Consider the following 17,213-nt stretch of genomic DNA (forward strand, 5'->3'; position numbering starts at 1 on the left):
ATCCTCATTGGACGGACGGAATTTCGCGATGGCTCAAGTTGTTAGCCGCCGTTTCCTGCTTCTTGATCTGTGTCATCGCCGCCGTCTCGCGGTCGTCAGAACATCTTTTTTACGAATTTATGGTTCTTTAATTTTCCCAATAGGGCGCGCACACCATATCCCGATGGGCGCTGTTGGAGTGTTTTATGGCCCATAATCGGGGCAAGTCCGTTGCTTTGGATGGCCTAGCGGCATCACGCGTTCAGCGTCGGGTGTCCGTTGCCTGCAGCGGTTTCTTGGCGGCGGTGGTCTCCTGCATTGCTCCGCATGCGGCGGTCGCCGACGGCCCGTTCGACAACTCAATCGCCAATCCGACCATCGCAACGGCATCGTCCGACTGGGTTGTGACGCTCGGCGCCTGGGGAAATATCTCGCCGGAGTTTTCCGGTTCAAGCCATTACGATCTGGGCGGCTCGCCCATCGTCGACTTTCATCGGGTCGGCGATAAGGAATGGCTGAGCCTGCCGAACGACGGCATCGATTACGAACTGTTCTCGACCGATAATTTCCGCGCCGGTCCCGTCGGTCAGATCCGCTGGGACTTCGGCAATACGCGCGATCGCGGCCTGAAAGAGATCGGCAACACGGGCGTTGACCTTTCGCTTGAGATCGGCGCTTTCGTCGAATATTGGCCGGCGGAATGGCTCCGCACCCGCCTGGAAGCGCGCAACGCCGTCTATGGTGCTGAAGGCTGGGTTTTCGATCTGAGCTCGGATTTTGTGTGGCATCCGACCACGCAATGGACGGTCGCCGCCGGTCCGCGACTGTCGATCGCAGACAGCGACTACATGAATGCCTACTACGGTTTGAATGCGGCGCAGGCGGAAAGCGCCCACCTTTCGAAATACGAAGCGTCTGCGGGCGTGCGCTCGGCTGGGGCCGGCCTTTACGGCGAATACAAATGGACCGAACAGTTCTCGACGATGGCGTCGTTCGAATACGAGCGGCTGGTCGGCAGCGCCGGGGATTCGCCCCTGGTCAGCGAAGCGGGATCGCCGGATCAGTTCACCGTTTCGTTCGGCGCGAAGTATAGGTTCGTCTGGAGCCATTAGCGGCTTCGGTTATGGCGAGGGCGCGGCGTTCGCAGGACCCGCCTTGTCACTCGGCGCCTTAGAGTCCTCCGCCGATTTCGTCAGCCAGTTCGACAACCGATCCATGTACAGAAAAATAACAGGCGTCGTGAAGAGCGTCAGGATCTGGCTGATCGCAAGACCACCGACCATCGCATAGCCAAGCGGCTGGCGGATTTCAGCGCCTGTTCCAGCACCGATCATCAGCGGGACGCCGCCGAGCAGCGCCGCAAGTGTCGTCATCATGATCGGGCGGAATCGCAGCAGCGCCGCCTTGCGGATGGCTTCGACCGGCGACAGGTGCTCGTTGCGCTCGGCGTGAATGGCGAAGTCGACGAGCATGATGCCGTTCTTCTTGACGATGCCGATCAACAGAATAACGCCGATCATGGCGACCAGGCTGAAGTCGAAGCCGAATAGCATCAAGGTGATGAGCGCACCCGCACCCGCCGATGGCAACGTGGACAGGATAGTGATCGGGTGAATGTAGCTCTCGTAGAGGATACCGAGGATCAGATAGACGACGAAAAGTGCTGCCGCGATCAACAGCGGGATCGTCGTCAGTGATGCCTGGAAGGCTTGAGCGTTGCCCTGGAATGTCGTCTGCATCGAGGCCGGCAGGCGCAGCTCGCGCTCTGCGGCCCTGATCTGGTTGGTCGCCGTGCCGAGCGAAGCGCCGGGCGCGAGATTGAAGCTGATCGTTACCGCCGGAAACTGCCCCTGATGCGAGATCGACAGCGGTTCGGTCTTCCGTGTCGTCCACGAAGCGATCGTTCCGAGCGGGATGAGGCCGCCGGTCGTCGGCGAGTGGATGTAAAGCTTGTCGAGGCTGTGGGGGTCGGCCTGCACCTCGGGCGATGCTTCCATGATGACGTGATAGCTGTTCTGCTGGGTGAAGTACTGCGCGACCTGCCGCTGGCCGAACGCATCATAAAGCGTCGCATCGACCTCGTCGGGCGTCAGGCCGTAACGCGAGGCCTGATCGCGATTGACTTCGACCTTCAGCGTCGTGCCTGCCATCTGCTGATCGGTCGCGACGTCGCGGAGCGTCGGCAGCGTCTTCAGTTTTTCGAGGATTCGCGGCGCCCAGGTGTTAAGCTCGTTAGTGTCGGCGTCCTCAAGCGTGTACTGGAATTGCGTGCGCGACGCGCGGCCGCCGACATTCACATCCTGCGCCGCCTGCATGAAGAGGCGAACGCCTTCGAGCTTTGCGAGCTTCGGCTGCAAACGGCGGATGACCTGGAATGCCGACGCATCGCGCTCGGACTTGGGTTTCAAGGTGATATAGACGCGGCCGCTGTTGAGCGCGGGCGTCGTTCCGCCGGCGCCGATTGCCATTGCCACTGTCGCGACAGCCGGATCGCTGGAAACAACTTTGCCGACTTCCTCCTGATACTTCATCATGGCGTCGAATGAGGTGTCTTCGGCCGCCTCGGAGATGCCGATAATGAGGCCGGTATCCTGCTGCGGGAAGAAGCCTTTCGGGATGGTGACGAAGAGATAAGCGGTCAACCCCAACGTCGCGAAGAATGTCATCAGCGTCAGGAACTGATGGCGAAGAACGAAATCGAGGCCGCGGCCGTAGCCATTGAGCAGCGCGTCAAAGCCACGTTCGCTCAGTTTGTAAAGGCGTCCGCGCTGCACGTCCTTTTCGCTTTTCAGGAAGCGCGAGGCCATCATCGGCGTCAGCGTCAGCGCGACGAAGCCCGAGACGGCAATCGTCATTGTGACGGTGACCGCAAATTCGCGGAACAGGCGGCCGATAATGCCGCCCATCATCAGCAACGGGATGAAGACGGCGACGAGCGAAATGCTGATCGAGACGACGGTGAAGCCGATTTCACGCGCCCCCTTCATCGCCGCATCGAACGGCTTTTCGCCGTCTTCGACGTAGCGCACGATGTTTTCGAGAACGACGATGGCATCATCGACGACGAAGCCGACGGCGATCGTCAAGGCCATGAGCGACAAGTTATCGAGACTATAGCCCAAGACATACATCAGCGCGCAGGCACCGAACAGCGCCAGCGGTACCGTCACGCTTGGAATGATCGTCGCCCAGAGACTGCGCAGGAAAACAAAAATAACGGCAACAACGAGCGCCACCGAGAGCAGCAGTGTGAATTCGACATCCTCGATGGACGCGCGGATCGTCTGAGTGCGATCGCTCAGAATATGCACCTTGAGCGCCTTGGGCATTGCCGCCTGAAGCCGCGGCAGCTCAGCCTTGATGCGATCGACTGTCTCGATGACATTGGCGCCCGGCTCCTTGAAGATAATCAGGAAGACACCGCGCTTGTTGTTGGCCCACGCCGCTTCCTGATCATTTTCCGGCCCAACGATTGCCTTGCCGACGTCCTTGATGCGGATCGGGGCGCCGTTGCGGTAGGCGATGATGACGTCGTCCCAGGACTTCGCGTCGGTCAGCTGATCGTTGGTGTAGATTGTATAGCCGCGATTGGCGGATTGGACTGAGCCCTTCGGGCTGTTCACCGTGGTGATCGAGAGCGGCGTTCGCACATCTTCGAGCGTCAGCCCGCGGGCATAAAGCTTCGCGGGGTCGAGCTGAACGCGGATCGAAGGCTTTTGCTCGCCACCGATCACGACCTGACCGACGCCGTTGATCTGGCTGATTTGCTGCGCGAGTTTCGTATCGGCGTTGTCGTCAACCTCGGTCAGCGGCATGGCGTCGGAGGTGGCGGAAAGCAGCAGGATCGGGCTGTCGGCGGGATTGACCTTGCGATAAATCGGCGGCTGCGGAAGGTCTTGCGGCAACTGCCCGCCAGCGGCGTTTATCGCGGACTGAATGTCGTTGGCCGCGCCGTCGATATCGCGATCGAGATCGAACTGCACGACGATGGTCGTGACGCCGAGGCCGCTGGTCGACGTCGTTTGCGTCACGCCGGGAATCTGCGCGAATTGCCGTTCAAGCGGCTGCGCGACGTTCGATGCCATCGTCTCGGGGCTTGCTCCGGGAAGATTGGCCGAAACCTGAATGGTCGGAAAATCGATCTGCGGCAACGGCGCGACCGGCAGATTCATAAATGCGATCACGCCGACGAAAAGAATGCCGACCATGATCAGCGACGTCGCGATCGGGTAGCGAATGAACGGACCTGAAATGCCGCCGCTGTCCATGTTACTCGGCCTCGCCGGATGAGCGCTTCGGGCGCGCGGTCATATCTGACGCAGTGGCGTGGGCGGCCTTTTCCTTGCGATCGTTCTGCTCAGTCAAGTCAACGAGCGTTCCGGGCGCAAGGCGATAGTAACCGGATGTGACGACGCGCTCGCCGGGTTCGACGCCACTTTTGATAACGGCTTCGCCATTCTGGATCTCACCGACCACAAGCTTGCGCATCTCAATCCGATGGTCGGGACGCACAACGTAGGCGAACAATTTTTCAGGGCCGCGCTGGACGGCTGCATCGGGAATGACGACGACGTTCTTTTCCGTTCGGATGAGCAATCGCGTCGACACCGAGAGGCCGGGCCAAAGCACATGATCGGCGTTGGCGAATTTTCCCTTGAGCTTGATCGTGCCCGTCGTCATGTCGACCTGATTGTCGACGAGCGACAACTTGCCCTTGCCCAGTTCGCGCTTACCATCCGGAGTATAGGCTGCGACCTGCAGCGCTCCGTTCTTCAACTGATCGAGGATGCTCAAAAGCTTTTGCTCAGGCTCCGTGAAGATCACGGCAATCGGCTCGATCTGCACGATGGTCGCAACGCCGCCGGTGTCGGTCGCGTGGATGATGTTGCCTTGATCGACGAGGCGAAACCCCATGCGGCCCGAGATCGGCGCGCGGATCGTCGTATATATGAGCTGCACTTTGGCGTCGTCGATGGCGCCGGCGTCGGCAGCGATCAATGCTTCCTGCTGCTTCACGGCCGAGCGCTGCGTGTCGATCTGCTGTTGCGTTGACGCCAACGGTCCCGCATTCACGAAACGATCGAGATCGCGTTTTAGATTGACGAGGTCGGCTTCGTCCTGAGCCTTTTTAGCGACGGCCTGATCGAGCGTCGCTTGAAACGGCCGCGGATCGATTTGGATCAGAAGATCTCCGGCCTTGACGAACTGGCCTTCTTGGAACGCAACCTTGTCGATCTCGCCATCGACTCGCGAACGCACGGTCACGGTATTCCACGCCTGCACGTTGCCTAAGCTGTCATAGTAAACGGGAAAGTCTTTTCGTTCCGCGGTCGCGACGGTGGCGGGAACGGCTTCTTCCGGCTTCTTCTTTTCGGCGCTGGCAGGATGCTCGCGCATCCACGCCGCATAACCCGCGCCCGCAACGAGCGCGATGATTATCGGCAGGACAAAATTTTTGGCACGCATCCGCGACACGTCCGTTTCCTAATGCGTTTCTATGCAAAGTATCCGAGGCCGGTCGTCGCCCCCGATTAACGACGGTTCAGAAAGGCAGTTCCGTCGCTGCCTGTCCGACAAATCGCGTTACAAAGTGGCAAGGGACAGCCCGAGGCCCAGACTATCGCTTATACAAGCGGAACTCTTTCCCACAGTGAATGACGCGTATGATTTGCGTGCGTATTTGAAAATTCTTTAGCAACAGCGTCGCGAGGGTAATCGGGCACGCGACATTCGGAAATATCATTCTGCCGCCCCGTGATTTCCGGCGTCGATGGCGCGGCGCATAACGTCCCATACCCGCGTATCGGTCGATTGTGCGACGTTGATGCGCAGAAATTCCGACGCATTATCCGATACGCTGAAAACGTTTCCTGGAGCGAGCACAACGTCTTCCTTAAGCGCCGCTCGCGCGACAGCCGCGGAATCCCGCGCATTGGGCAGCTTGCACCAGAGGTGAAAGCCGCCGCGGGGCATCACCCACGGCTCGATGTTCAAATCACGTAGTTTATCCGCCGTCCGGCGGCGCAACCTTGCCAGCTTCGCTCGAAGCTCATCCATGTGCTTGCGATAGCCGCCGCCGGTGAGCACGTCGGCCAGCACTTCGGTTGCGACGGGGCTCGGGCCGCCAAAACTGGTCGCGACCTGGAGATCCACGAGATCTTCGATCCAATCGGGCCGCGTGGCGATGTACCCGCAGCGTAGCGACGCCGAAAGTGTTTTCGAAAAACTGCCGATACGAATGACACGTCTCAAGCCGTCCAACGCGGCGAGGCGCGGAGACGGGTCGGGTTCGAGATCGGCGAAAATGTCATCCTCGACGATCGTCAGGTCGTGCGCCTCTGCTGCGCTCAACAGGCGATGGGCGGTTTGCAATGACATCGTTGCACCGGTCGGATTATGCAGCGCGGAGTTGGTGATGTAGAGGCGCGGCCGTTCGGAAGCGAGGATAGCTTCAAAACGTGCAACGTCTGGACCCGACGGCGTATAGGGTACGCCGACGATCTTCACCTGATGCACGCGCAAAAGCGCCCGAAAATTGAAGTAGCAGGGATCGTCAATCAAAGCCGTATCGCCCGGACGCAGCAGGAAGCGGCAAATCAGATCAATCGCCTGCGTGCCCGATGCCGTCAGCAGAAGCTGATCCGGCATCAATTCAAGCGCGTCTTCTGCGAATCGCGCGAGCAGATGGCGGCGCAAATTTATCGCTCCACGCGTGCTGCCGTATTCGGTCAGCAGATGATCGTCGGCGCGTGCGAACTTGCGAAAGGCCCGACGCAAGTCCTCGCCCGGCATCCAATCTGACGGTAGCCAACCGCAGCCCGGCTTCAGGACGCGTGCATCCGCTTCGAGAGATTGACGCGAAACCCAAAACGGATCGACGGCGCGATCGAGCTTGGGGCCGGATTCCTTGAAGGCGAGCGGCGGCAGCGCCGTTCCCGACACGTAGAAGCCGGAACCTCTCCGCGCCCGGATCAGGCCCTCGGCCGCCAGCCGGTCGTAGGCTTCGACAACGGTCGACGGTGAGACACCCATTGACGCCGCGAACCGGCGGACGGACGGCAATCGGTCTCCGACCGCCAAAGTGCGTTTTGCGACTTTGGCCCGGATCTCGTGCATGACGGCATCGGTGCGGCTTGCGCCGGGATTTTTCGGCTTCTTCATGTGTATGGCTTTTTGTATCAGTACAGTTTCTTGAAATTGTACTGCATTGTGTCTGGGCGCGCCAGTCAGCCCCATCTAAGTCTATCGGCCTTCAGCACTATGGGAGGCGATATGAAATCCTCGGCCGACGGATGGATCAGCGGCCTGATCGGCGTGATCATTTTCAGCGGGTCCCTGCCGGCGACGCGCGTCGCCGTTTCTGGATTTTCTCCGCTGTTTTTGACGTCCGCCCGCGCCGTCATCGCTGCCCTGCTGGCGGCGATGCTGCTGATCGCTCTGCGGCAGAAAAAGCCCGACCGCAGCGAGCTTCTGCCGCTCGGCATCGTGGCAGCGGGCGTCGTCATCGGCTTTCCGTTGCTGACAGCGATCGCGCTCCAACACATCACGTCGGCGCATTCGATCGTGTTTATCGGTCTCTTGCCGCTTGCGACTGCGATCTTCGCTGTCGTGCGCGGGGGCGAGCGACCAAAGCCCTTGTTCTGGCTCTTCTCAATCGTGGGAAGCGCGACGGTTGCTGGCTTCGCCTTCGGTCACGAGGGAAATGCGTCGCCGGTCGGTGATATTCTGATGATCAGCGCGATCACCGTTTGCGGCTTGGGCTACGCCGAAGGCGCCAAACTCGCTCGCCAGTACGGCGGATGGCAGGTCATATCATGGGCGCTGGTCTTTGCCGCGCCGGCAATGTTGCTGATCGCCATTGCGACGCTGCCGTCGTCGTGGGCCGACATTGGATCGGCCGCGTGGATGGGCTTGGCCTATGTCTCGGTCTTCAGCATGCTTATCGGTTTTGTCTTCTGGTATCGCGGACTGGCAATCGGGGGCACTGCAAGCGTCGGTCAGCTGCAGTTGCTGCAGCCGTTTCTCGGCCTCGCGTTCGCAGGGCTTGTGCTGCACGAGCCCGTCGCCTGGACAATGATCGCGGCGACGGGCGTGGTCGTGGTTTGCGTCATGTTCGCCAGGCGCTTTGCATGACGTGACGTAATTCCCTTATCCGGCAGCGGGTTTGTCCTGACGTTCGACCCAGAAGTAGTACATGCCGTCGAACGTGTGGGGTTTCAGCCGCTCGAAAGCCGCCCAGTCGGCAAGTGTGCCGGCGGGGGCGGCGGCGGGAAACAGAGTTGTGAATTCCTGCAGCACGTTCACGTCCAATGCGAAACCGCGAAACACAAGGCCTTCATCATCGAGGAACTGTGCTATCTCCTCGATCGTCACGGTCGCTTCGCTTTCGTGCAGGACGAGATCGCGGAATGTGTTGAGCGCATAGAAATCGCGGCTTTGCTTGACGTAGCTCGCCGGAGTTTCATCATCACGCAGCAGTAGCGACCGGCGGTAGATGCGCGCGGCGGAATCCGTACAACCCGCGCCGGGATAATCCTTATCGTCGCGCAAGTCGCGAAGGCCTCGCCGCGCCGTCGCGCTGTAGAGCCCGACGTTCATTAGGCCCGACGGTTTCAAGCACGACAGCAATGCGCGCCAGCCTGCACGCCAGTCAGCCATGTGGTGCAGGACACCGACGCAATAGATGAGATCGAAGCGACGTTCCAGGCGTGCAACATCGAGAATGTCGGCCTGGAGGAACGAGACGTTGGTGATCTTCTCTCGCGCGGCCATGACGCTGGCGTAGGCGAGGCTCGCCCGCGAGATATCGATGGCGAGCAGCCGCGCCTTGGGGCCATGCGCCGTCGCCGACATCAAAGCCTGTTGCCCGGTGCCGCAGCCCGCAATCAGGACGTCACATTCCTTGTCCATGAACGCAAAGCAATCTGCAGGCATCAAGCGGCCGAGGTAGCGTTGCAGCGCGCCGGGCGCGGAACGCTGAACCGTTTTCCAGCGCGGATAGGGCGAGGCTTCGTACTGGCGCGCAACCTTCAGCGAGGTCGCATCGGAAAGCGCTCCGACTGCCGGGATCGACTTGGCGGCAGCGTCTCTGTCAGCGCGTTCGAGAATTTGTGTGCTGAGCGTTTCTCGGAAACTTTTTGGCTTCAAGGCGCGCATATCGTCCACGCCGAGCGGCGGCGACACGATCTCCTCCAGCGGTCGATACAGGGCCGCGCACAGGAACGCGCGCGTCGTCGGCATGTCGGCCGCTAGAAGCGCGGTGCGCTCGATCTTCAAGGCGGAAAGTGCGTCCGTCTCTTGCGAGGTTTCGGCCCAGGCAAAGTCGTTGTTCCAGCCTTGAACCACCAGTGCCAGCGCAAGATTGAAATGATCGCGGTCGTCGAACAACGTGCGGCCACTATCGAGCAAGATCGCTGCGCGCACGCCGGTGAGCAGGCGTTCGCTGTCGATGCTCTTGACGATGCCCTCGCGCAGGCAGAGGCAAAGCATTTCATGTTCTGCGCGGTCGAGGTGGCGTAGCTTACCGAGGATCGCGCGGCCCACTTCCAGCTCACTCATTTCGCCGCTTGCAATACGACGAATGCCATCACGCCAATCTGCGTTCTGCGTCGACAGCCATTGCAGGCCCGCCTCGGTGAGCGGCTGAAGCGCGATGTCGCGGGTTTGCAGCGCGGTGCTCAAGCCGGCGGCCGTCAAAACGGCACCGTCGTCGACGCGATAGCGGGTGAACAGCCGCGACAACTGCGAAGCCGCCGCGAACGGGCTCGCTGGTTTGCGTTGCAACACCTCAATGAGCAGCGACGCGGCCTTACCGATGTGGCCCAAGTTTTCTTCAACCACGGCGAGGTTGTATCGCAGATCGAGATTGCAAGCGTCGAGCGCGATGGCTTGCTCGAAAAATGCGGCGGCGCCTTCGAATTCGCCGACCTGCGCCAAGCGCAGAGCGTGTTCGGCAAGCTGGGCTATCGATTCACGCTTTCGCAAGGCGCTTACGACTCTGTTTAGAAATGCGGGTCGGGTACCAGCGTGCATACCCGCGGTCGTTGTCAATTCGACAAAATGGTGCGGACGGAGGGACTCGAACCCTCACGACGTTACCTTCCCGGCACTCAGCATTACGGCATGGCCGGTGCGCGGACGGCGGGCGCAAGATACCAAACAACCGCCGAGAGCACGATGGCACCCCCGGCCAGCACGGCATTTTCGGGCTGCTCTGCAAAGAAAATCCAGACCAGCACTGGGCCGAGCACGACGTCGAGCATTTGAATGAATCCGGATTCGCCGGCGGTAATGTAGCGACCACCGTTGAGCGCTAGAACGTAAGCAAGCCCGGACGTCAAGCCACCATACAAAGCGCAGGCCAGAAGGGCCCTCGGCGATGGAAGCCCAGGATTCATGAAGGGAATGGCAATCAGGGCGCACGCTCCAGCCGCCAATGCCATGACAACGTTCAAGTCAAGCTTGGGGTAAACTTTCGCGTGAACGATCTGCGAAGCAAAGGTTGCCGTCATGACGAAAGCTGCGATGATACCGAGGATATCTTTCGCCGTTGCCGCTGACCCGGCCATAATGGCGATGCCAATAAAGGCCGTGATCCCCGCGCCGAGCAGACGCACGGTCACCCGTTCGCTGATCCAGACATAGCTGATGAGTGCAGCGATGAATGGCAACGTCGCATACACAATCATGACGTTGGCAACGGTCGTCAGGTTCAATGCGAAGATGTATGCGATCGTTGACAGAACAGAGAGCGTGATCGCAACAACTCCAGAAGACCCCACCCCCGTTACGGCTTTTATCAAATTATTCTGATGCTCGTAGGCTGCAAACCCGGCGAGCGTCACGAATGCAAACAGGGACCGCCACCCAATAAGCGTCCACGAATCAAGGTTTGCCATCCTCACGAAGGCACCGGCAGTGCTCCAAAGAATAGCTGACAAGATAACGAGCAACATTCCATAGGTTCGGCTCGCCATTGTGATCCTCTTTCGCTAAGCGGGCTAACCGGATCCACTTTGCTCCGCCGATGGACCAAAACTATCCCAAAGGCGACGCGAACCAGAGCTTGGGTGCTTACGAGTTGCGAAGCGCACACGTCGTTGACGCGGGAGCGCCCCCAAGTGTCAACGGGGAGTTGATGGGCAGTGTCCTAATGCGTCAGTCGCAGGACAACATGGTCATCGCATCATGTCTGCTGTTTGCATCGCAGATGGATTTGGTGCGGACGGAGGGACTCGAACCCTCACGACGTTACCATCTCAGGATTTTAAGTCCTGTGTGTCTACCGGTTCCACCACGTCCGCGTCGCTGGACCTTATGGCGGGTCAGAGGGGCGAGCGCAACACGCTGAGGAAAAGTTCCGAAGAATTATCAGATCGGGCTTTCGCTGGATGGCTGTGGGTCGGTCGCAGCAGGCGCAATGTTGTAGACGCTGTGCGCTTTCTTCATCAGCGCCAGCAGTTCAGCCGGACTGTCGACGTTGACGGAATGGGGATACTGCGGATCGGTTCCGATGAGCTTGTCGGAGACGTTGCCATCCGAATCAAGAAAGAGCGTGCGCGGGACGTAAGAACCGTCCGGCTGGAAGGCGCCATTGACCTCTTTTTCCTGGTCGGCATCGACCAGGATCATCACAAAATCGCGCGAAGCTGCAACCACGGCCGGGTCCTTGAAGACCTGGCGGAACCGTTTGCAGACGGAGCACCATGTGGCGTGAAATACCATGATGACAGGACGGCCCGTGTGCGCCGATTCATAAATGCCGGACCGTGCGTCGCGCCAATTAATCTCAGCGCCGTTCCATTCGTCAGCGTGTGCAGGAGCACGCGCGTCCGCCGTTGCTGTCAGAGCGAACAGCGCGAACACAGCGGCGGCGAGCATACGGATCATGCCGGATCTCCAGGCTGAAGATGATTTCCGTATTAGTCTCGCAACGGCGAATTGGAAACAAGGCAGAAGCTGCAGCCGGATTAACAAGTCGTAATCCTACGGGCTCTATAGCGATCAACCGGGCTTAACGGCCGCACAGCGGTTCTCATAAGCCTGCAAATGGAGATAAGCGAGATCGAGAAGCGGCGTCGCGACGCCATGCGCCCTGCCGCGGCGGATCATGTCGCCGACGATCTGGTCCGCCTCGATTTGCCCACCGCGCTGGATATCGCGCAGCATCGAAGCCGACAATGTCGAAGCCGGATCGGTCAGGAAAGTCCGCGAAAATTCCATCATCTCAGGCTGAGGCGGATAACCGTTCGCGCCGGCAATGGCGGTGCATTCGTTCAGCACATTCAGCGTAAACTCTGCTCCGTGCGCGGCGCGCACGATGTCGCCGACGCCGGCGCGCATCAGACACGTCGATGCTGCGAAGGCGGCGAGGAAGTACCACTTCTCCCACATCGCCAAGATGATGTCGTCGGCATGGCGTGCTTCGATGCCGCGAGCGAGTGTCTCGTAAAGCGCCGTCGCCGCCGCCTTCTGCCCGGCGAAGCGCGCGCCCATCGTCAGCGTCGACAATTGCCCAAACTGGCGGATAATCCCGTCTTCGGTCAGCGTCACGCTGATATGGGTAAGACCGCCGAGCACGCGCGCAGCGCCGAACGCAGCATCGAGCGTATCGAGATGCTTCATTCCGTTGAGCACCGGCAAAATCAGTGTCTTGTCCGCGACCGCCGGGCGGATCGCCTCTATCGCGCTGTCGAGGTCGTAGGCTTTCGCGCTGAGGATGACTGCATCATACGGCGCGACGATCTCGTCGCGGGTTATGGCTTTGACGGGGATATCGAGACGCCCGTCCACGCTTTCGATCTTGAGACCGTCGCGCGCCAACTGCTCACGGCGCTTCGGGCGGACGAGAAACGTCACGTCGACACCAGCCTTCGCCAAATAGCCGCCGAAATAGCCGCCAGTCGCGCCGGCGCCGAGGAACAGCAGTTTCATTGCGTTTCGCCTCTCATTTCAATCATTCGATGCAACCGAACGGGCCGTCGATCACATCTTGTTCACGACATTCGCGATCGGACGCACGGGGAGTTGTGTGGCGGTGAACGGGTTGAGTGTCTATCTCAGATTCATCACAGGCGGCATGTGCGCCGCGCAGTTTAATGGAGCTTACATGACTCGCATAATGTTAATTGGATTGGCGCTGACCGGCATGGCGCTTCCGGCTTATGCCGACGAAGCAGCGACGAACAACGGCGCGTCCGCGGCTGCTTTCAGTGCCGAACTCGCAAACGCGGCAAACGCCGAGCAGGCGCGCGTGCAGTTAGCGCATCAGGGTTATACGGGCATTTCGCCGCTTTATCGCGGTGAGCAAGGCCAGTGGGTCGGCAATGCCGTCAAGGATGGCAGAACAGTCATCGTGTCGGTGCTGCTGCCGCAGGCGCAGGGCCTGACGAACTAATCTCGGCGATTACCCCACCGGATTTCAAGCCCAGCAGTCCGGATAAAACTCAAGCGCCTTTCAAGCGAAAGGCGCTTTTTTTGTTGGCGATTGGCGACTCCCCTGTGGGGAGCCGGCCGCCAATCGCACACACTATTATCGTCATGCCGATGAAGGTCGGCATCCAGGCGGCCTTTGGCATGACGGATGGTGCGAGTTGGCTGGATCCCGGCCTGCGCCGGGATGACGTCAGAGAAGGCGAGACGTTGATTGTCATCCTCGGTGCAAAGCCGAGGATGACAAAGAGCTCTAGCCCTTCTTTTCCGGCGTGACGACACGGATGGAGAGTTCGCGCAGTTGCTTGGGCGAGGCTTCGCTCGGCGCGCCCATCAGAAGATCAGCCGCCTGCTGGTTCATCGGGAAAAGCGCGACCTCACGGACTGTCTTGCCGCCTGTCAACAGCATGACGATACGTTCGATGCCTGCCGCCATGCCGCCGTGCGGCGGCGCGCCGTATTGGAACGCGCGGTAGAGACCACCGAAGCGCGCCTCGACATCGGCCTTCGAAAGCCCGGTGATCTCGAACGCTTTCACCATCGTCTCGGGGACATGGTTACGGACCGAGCCCGAGGCAATCTCGTAGCCGTTGCAGACGATGTCGTACTGGTTCGCCTTGAGCGCGAGAAGCGCATCGCGGCCGGACTTCTCGGCAGCTTCCAACGCTTCGCGTCCACCCTTCGGCATCGAGAACGGGTTGTGCGAGAAGTCGATCTTCTTGTCTTCCTCGTTCCATTCGTAGAACGGGAAGTCGACGATCCAGGCGAGCGCGAAGCGGTTCTCGTCGATCAGTTTCAATTCATGACCAGCGCGATCACGCGCGGCGCCTGCAAACTTGTAGAAGTTCGCCGGGTTGCCACCGACGAAGAAGACAGCGTCGCGCCCGCCAAGGCCAAATTGTGTCTGGATATTTAAAGTTCTTTCCGCTCCGATTGCCTTCGCGATAGGACCAGCAGCCTCCAAGAACGCGCTTGGCGCTAATTTGACTTTGACTTGATGTTGCAGCAGATCAGCTTCAGCCTGTTTCATAGACTCAAGCATCTCGGCAGCTTTTCCGGGTTGCCTGCGCGAATTAAATTGGTCAGCTAGTTGCTGACAGTTCGCAATCTTCTCGCGAATTTCATCGGCGATCGGGTCACGCCAGAAGATGTAGCCTAGGCCCGGCTGGCCTTCGGCCTGCGCCCAGGAGTTCATGCGGTCGCAGAACGCGCGGCTGCCGCCGGTCGGCGCGGGGATCGCCCAGATGCGTGCTTTCGGATCCTTCTCAAGCATGCCCGCAAAGACTTTGAAGCCCGAGCCACGGAAGTGTTCGGTGACATCGGCCATCTCGATCGGGTTGCGCAGGTCCGGCTTGTCGGAGCCGTACTTGGCGATGGCCGTATCGTAAGGAATGCGCGGCCAGCCTTTCGTGACCGGCTTGCCGTTGGCGAATTCCTCGAACAGCCCCGTGATGACTGGCTCCATCGTCTGGAACACGTCTTCCTGCTCGACGAAGCTCATCTCGACGTCAAGCTGGTAGAACTCGCCGGGCAGCCGGTCGGCGCGCGGGTCTTCGTCGCGGAAACAGGGCGCGATCTGGAAGTAGCGGTCGAAGCCCGAGACCATCAAAAGTTGCTTGTACTGCTGCGGGGCCTGCGGCAGCGCGTAGAACTTGCCCGGATGGATGCGGCTCGGCACGAGGAAGTCGCGCGCGCCTTCGGGGCTCGATGCGGTCAGGATCGGCGTCGGGAATTCGTTGAAGCCTACGTCATGCATGCGGCGGCGAATCGAGCGCGTGATGTCGAGCCGCTTCATGATGATGCCGTGCAGCGTCTCGCGGCGCAGATCGAGGAAGCGATATTGCAGGCGCAGGTCTTCCGGGTAATCGGGCTCGCCGAAGACCGGGACGGGAAGCTCTTTCGCCGCGGAAAGCACTTCGATTTCAGTGGCGTAAAGCTCGACCTCGCCGGTCGGCAGTTCGGCGTTTGTGGTGCCTTCCGGCCGGTCGCGGACCTTGCCGTCGACGCGGACGACCCACTCTGAACGCAGGGTTTCGGCCACCTTGAACGCCGGGCTGTCGGGATCGGCCACCACCTGGGTCAGGCCGTAATGATCGCGCAGGTCAATAAACAGAACGCCGCCGTGATCGCGCACGCGGTGCACCCAGCCCGAAAGACGTACGTCGGAGCCGACGTCGCTCTTCCGGAGCGCGCCGCAGGTGTGCGAGCGATAACGATGCAGCTTAGCCTCGGCCATGGCCGGAAAACCCTTTGGTCATGTGGGTGAAAATCGCCGCGGAAAAGCGCATGTGGGCGGCGGAAAGTCAAGGTTACCGCCCGACAGAGTTTCCGGCCGCCCCTCCGCACGGATATTCGGGCGTGCGGGCCCGGTAAATCCAGGGATTTCATACTGGGGATTTCCGGACCACCCTTAGAGGCCGCCGGCGTCCAAAAGCCTGTTCACGCCGCGACCAAGCTGATGGCGACAACAACAAATCCATGCGCTATAGGCGTTGCCCTGATGCGAATGATCACGACCACGTCCGAACTGTCGGCACTCTGCGATGTGCTGGCGAAAAGTGAATATGTTGCCGTTGACACCGAATTTCTGCGCGAGCAGACGTTCTGGCCATTGCTGTGCCTTATCCAGCTCGCGGGGCCGGAAGCCGAGGCGGTCGTCGACCCGTTGAGCCCCGGCATCGACCTGACGCCATTCTATAATTTGATGGCGAACGAGTCGGTCGTGAAAGTGTTTCACGCCGCGCGGCAGGATATCGAAATCGTCTATCTGAAGTCGCAGGTCGTGCCGACGCCGGTGTTCGACAGTCAGGTCGCCGCGATGGTGTGCGGCTACGGCGACAGCATCAGCTATGTGAACCTCGTCAAGAAGACGACGGGCGTCGATCTCGACAAAAGTTCCCGCTTCACGGACTGGAGCCGCCGGCCCCTGTCCGACAAGCAGCTCGACTATGCGCTCGCCGACGTCACGCACCTGCGTGACGTTTATGTGCGTCTCAAGCAGATGCTGGAGAAGACCGGCCGGACGCCGTGGCTGCAGGAAGAGATGGAAGTGCTCATCAGCCCTTCCACCTACGATGCGAAACCGGAAAATGCCTGGCAGCGGCTGAAGCTGCGCGTGAAGGGGCGCAAGTCGCTCGCCGTGCTGATCGAGCTTGCGGCGTGGCGCGAACGGATGGCGCAACAGCTCGATGTGCCGCGCGGCCGCGTGCTGCGCGACGATGCGCTTTACGATATCGCCAATCAGTTGCCTGCCAGCGCCGATGCGCTTGGCCAATTGCGTACGCTTTCGGACGGTTTTGCGCGCTCGCAGCGGGCGAAGGAAATCATCGATGTCGTGAAGGTGGGTCTGGCGCGCGATCCGAAGACGCTGCCGAAGATCGAGCGCAACGAAGCGCTTTCGGCCGAAGCGAGCGCGACGCTGGAGCTTTTAAAGGTACTGCTGAAGGCGGCCGCTGCCGAGCATGGCGTGGCGCCGCGCATCATCGCCGACAGCGATGATCTCGAACAGCTCGCGACGTCAGATGAAGCCGACATTCTGGCCCTGCAGGGTTGGCGGCGGACGCTGTTCGGGGATGCTGCGCTTAAGCTTAAGCGCGGCGAGCTTGCGCTGACCCTCGTCAACGGCGAAGTGCGCGCGGTACCTGCTGCAAGGTAGAGTTTGTAATCGCGATTGGCGACTCGCATTCCGTACGGCCGCCAATCGTGGACACACGCCACCGTCATGCCGACGAAGGTCGGCACCCAGACAAGCCTCGACAGGACAGATATTGCAGTTTTACTGGATCCCGGCCTCCGCCGGGATG

The 17,213-nt window shown here is 60.3% G+C and carries 12 protein-coding genes and 1 tRNA gene; 4 read left to right on the plus strand and 9 right to left on the minus strand.

The genetic code is table 11. The features are described 5' to 3' along the window. Positions 1 to 185: 185 nt before the first annotated feature. Positions 186 to 1,091, plus strand: a complete 906-nt coding sequence (locus RLW41_RS06985) for a MipA/OmpV family protein (protein ID WP_414464035.1) — start codon at positions 186 to 188, stop codon at positions 1,089 to 1,091. 9 nt (positions 1,092 to 1,100) lie between these two features. Here the strand turns inward: RLW41_RS06985 and RLW41_RS06990 are convergent, their stop codons facing one another. From RLW41_RS06990 to RLW41_RS07000, 3 genes are all read right to left on the minus strand, one after another. Further along, positions 1,101 to 4,247 (minus strand): multidrug efflux RND transporter permease subunit, encoded by a 3,147-nt coding sequence (locus tag RLW41_RS06990; protein WP_414464036.1) that lies wholly within the window; start codon positions 4,245 to 4,247, stop codon positions 1,101 to 1,103. 1 nt (position 4,248) lies between these two features. After that, positions 4,249 to 5,445 carry an efflux RND transporter periplasmic adaptor subunit gene (locus RLW41_RS06995; protein ID WP_414464037.1) on the minus strand — a complete coding sequence of 399 codons (1,197 nt, stop codon included), beginning with the start codon at positions 5,443 to 5,445 and terminating at the stop codon, positions 4,249 to 4,251. A gap of 273 nt (positions 5,446 to 5,718) precedes the next feature. Beyond that, the gene (locus RLW41_RS07000; RefSeq protein ID WP_414464038.1) at positions 5,719 to 7,140 is read right to left on the minus strand and encodes a PLP-dependent aminotransferase family protein; all 1,422 of its coding nucleotides are present in this window, start codon (positions 7,138 to 7,140) and stop codon (positions 5,719 to 5,721) included. A gap of 111 nt (positions 7,141 to 7,251) precedes the next feature. On the opposite strand from RLW41_RS07000, the gene RLW41_RS07005 reads away from it, so the two are divergent. After that, positions 7,252 to 8,112, plus strand: coding sequence for a DMT family transporter (locus RLW41_RS07005; RefSeq protein WP_414464039.1), 861 nt, complete (start codon positions 7,252 to 7,254; stop codon positions 8,110 to 8,112). A 15-nt stretch (positions 8,113 to 8,127) separates the two neighbouring features. Here RLW41_RS07005 and RLW41_RS07010 read toward each other — a convergent pair whose 3' ends face one another. From RLW41_RS07010 to RLW41_RS07030, 5 genes are all read right to left on the minus strand, one after another. Beyond that, on the minus strand, positions 8,128 to 9,963 hold the full coding sequence (locus RLW41_RS07010) for a methyltransferase domain-containing protein (protein WP_414464040.1): 1,836 nt from the start codon (positions 9,961 to 9,963) through the stop codon (positions 8,128 to 8,130). A 131-nt stretch (positions 9,964 to 10,094) separates the two neighbouring features. Next, entirely contained in the window at positions 10,095 to 10,955 is an 861-nt protein-coding gene (locus RLW41_RS07015; protein WP_414464041.1) for a DMT family transporter, read from the minus strand. A 240-nt stretch (positions 10,956 to 11,195) separates the two neighbouring features. Then, positions 11,196 to 11,282: transfer RNA gene (locus RLW41_RS07020), tRNA-Leu, on the minus strand. Between the two features lie 67 nt (positions 11,283 to 11,349). Further along, positions 11,350 to 11,868: a thioredoxin family protein gene (locus RLW41_RS07025; protein ID WP_409561182.1), complete on the minus strand. Its 519-nt coding sequence runs from the start codon at positions 11,866 to 11,868 to the stop codon at positions 11,350 to 11,352. Positions 11,869 to 11,982: 114 nt separating this feature from the next. Continuing rightward, positions 11,983 to 12,912 carry a ketopantoate reductase family protein gene (locus RLW41_RS07030; RefSeq protein WP_414464042.1) on the minus strand — a complete coding sequence of 310 codons (930 nt, stop codon included), beginning with the start codon at positions 12,910 to 12,912 and terminating at the stop codon, positions 11,983 to 11,985. Positions 12,913 to 13,087: 175 nt separating this feature from the next. Here RLW41_RS07030 and RLW41_RS07035 point away from each other — a divergent pair, with 175 nt between their 5' ends. After that, entirely contained in the window at positions 13,088 to 13,375 is a 288-nt protein-coding gene (locus RLW41_RS07035) for a hypothetical protein (RefSeq protein WP_409561184.1), read from the plus strand. A gap of 288 nt (positions 13,376 to 13,663) precedes the next feature. Here RLW41_RS07035 and aspS read toward each other — a convergent pair whose 3' ends face one another. Beyond that, positions 13,664 to 15,631, minus strand: coding sequence for an aspartate--tRNA ligase (aspS, locus tag RLW41_RS07040; protein WP_414464573.1), 1,968 nt, complete (start codon positions 15,629 to 15,631; stop codon positions 13,664 to 13,666). Positions 15,632 to 15,910: 279 nt separating this feature from the next. On the opposite strand from aspS, the gene rnd reads away from it, so the two are divergent. Next, positions 15,911 to 17,065 (plus strand): ribonuclease D, encoded by a 1,155-nt coding sequence (gene rnd, locus RLW41_RS07045; RefSeq protein WP_414464043.1) that lies wholly within the window; start codon positions 15,911 to 15,913, stop codon positions 17,063 to 17,065. The last annotated feature ends 148 nt before the right edge of the window (positions 17,066 to 17,213 follow it).

The organism is Hyphomicrobium sp. DY-1, from assembly GCF_047497105.1.
In the GTDB taxonomy this organism is placed as follows: Bacteria; Pseudomonadota; Alphaproteobacteria; order Rhizobiales; family Hyphomicrobiaceae; genus Hyphomicrobium_B.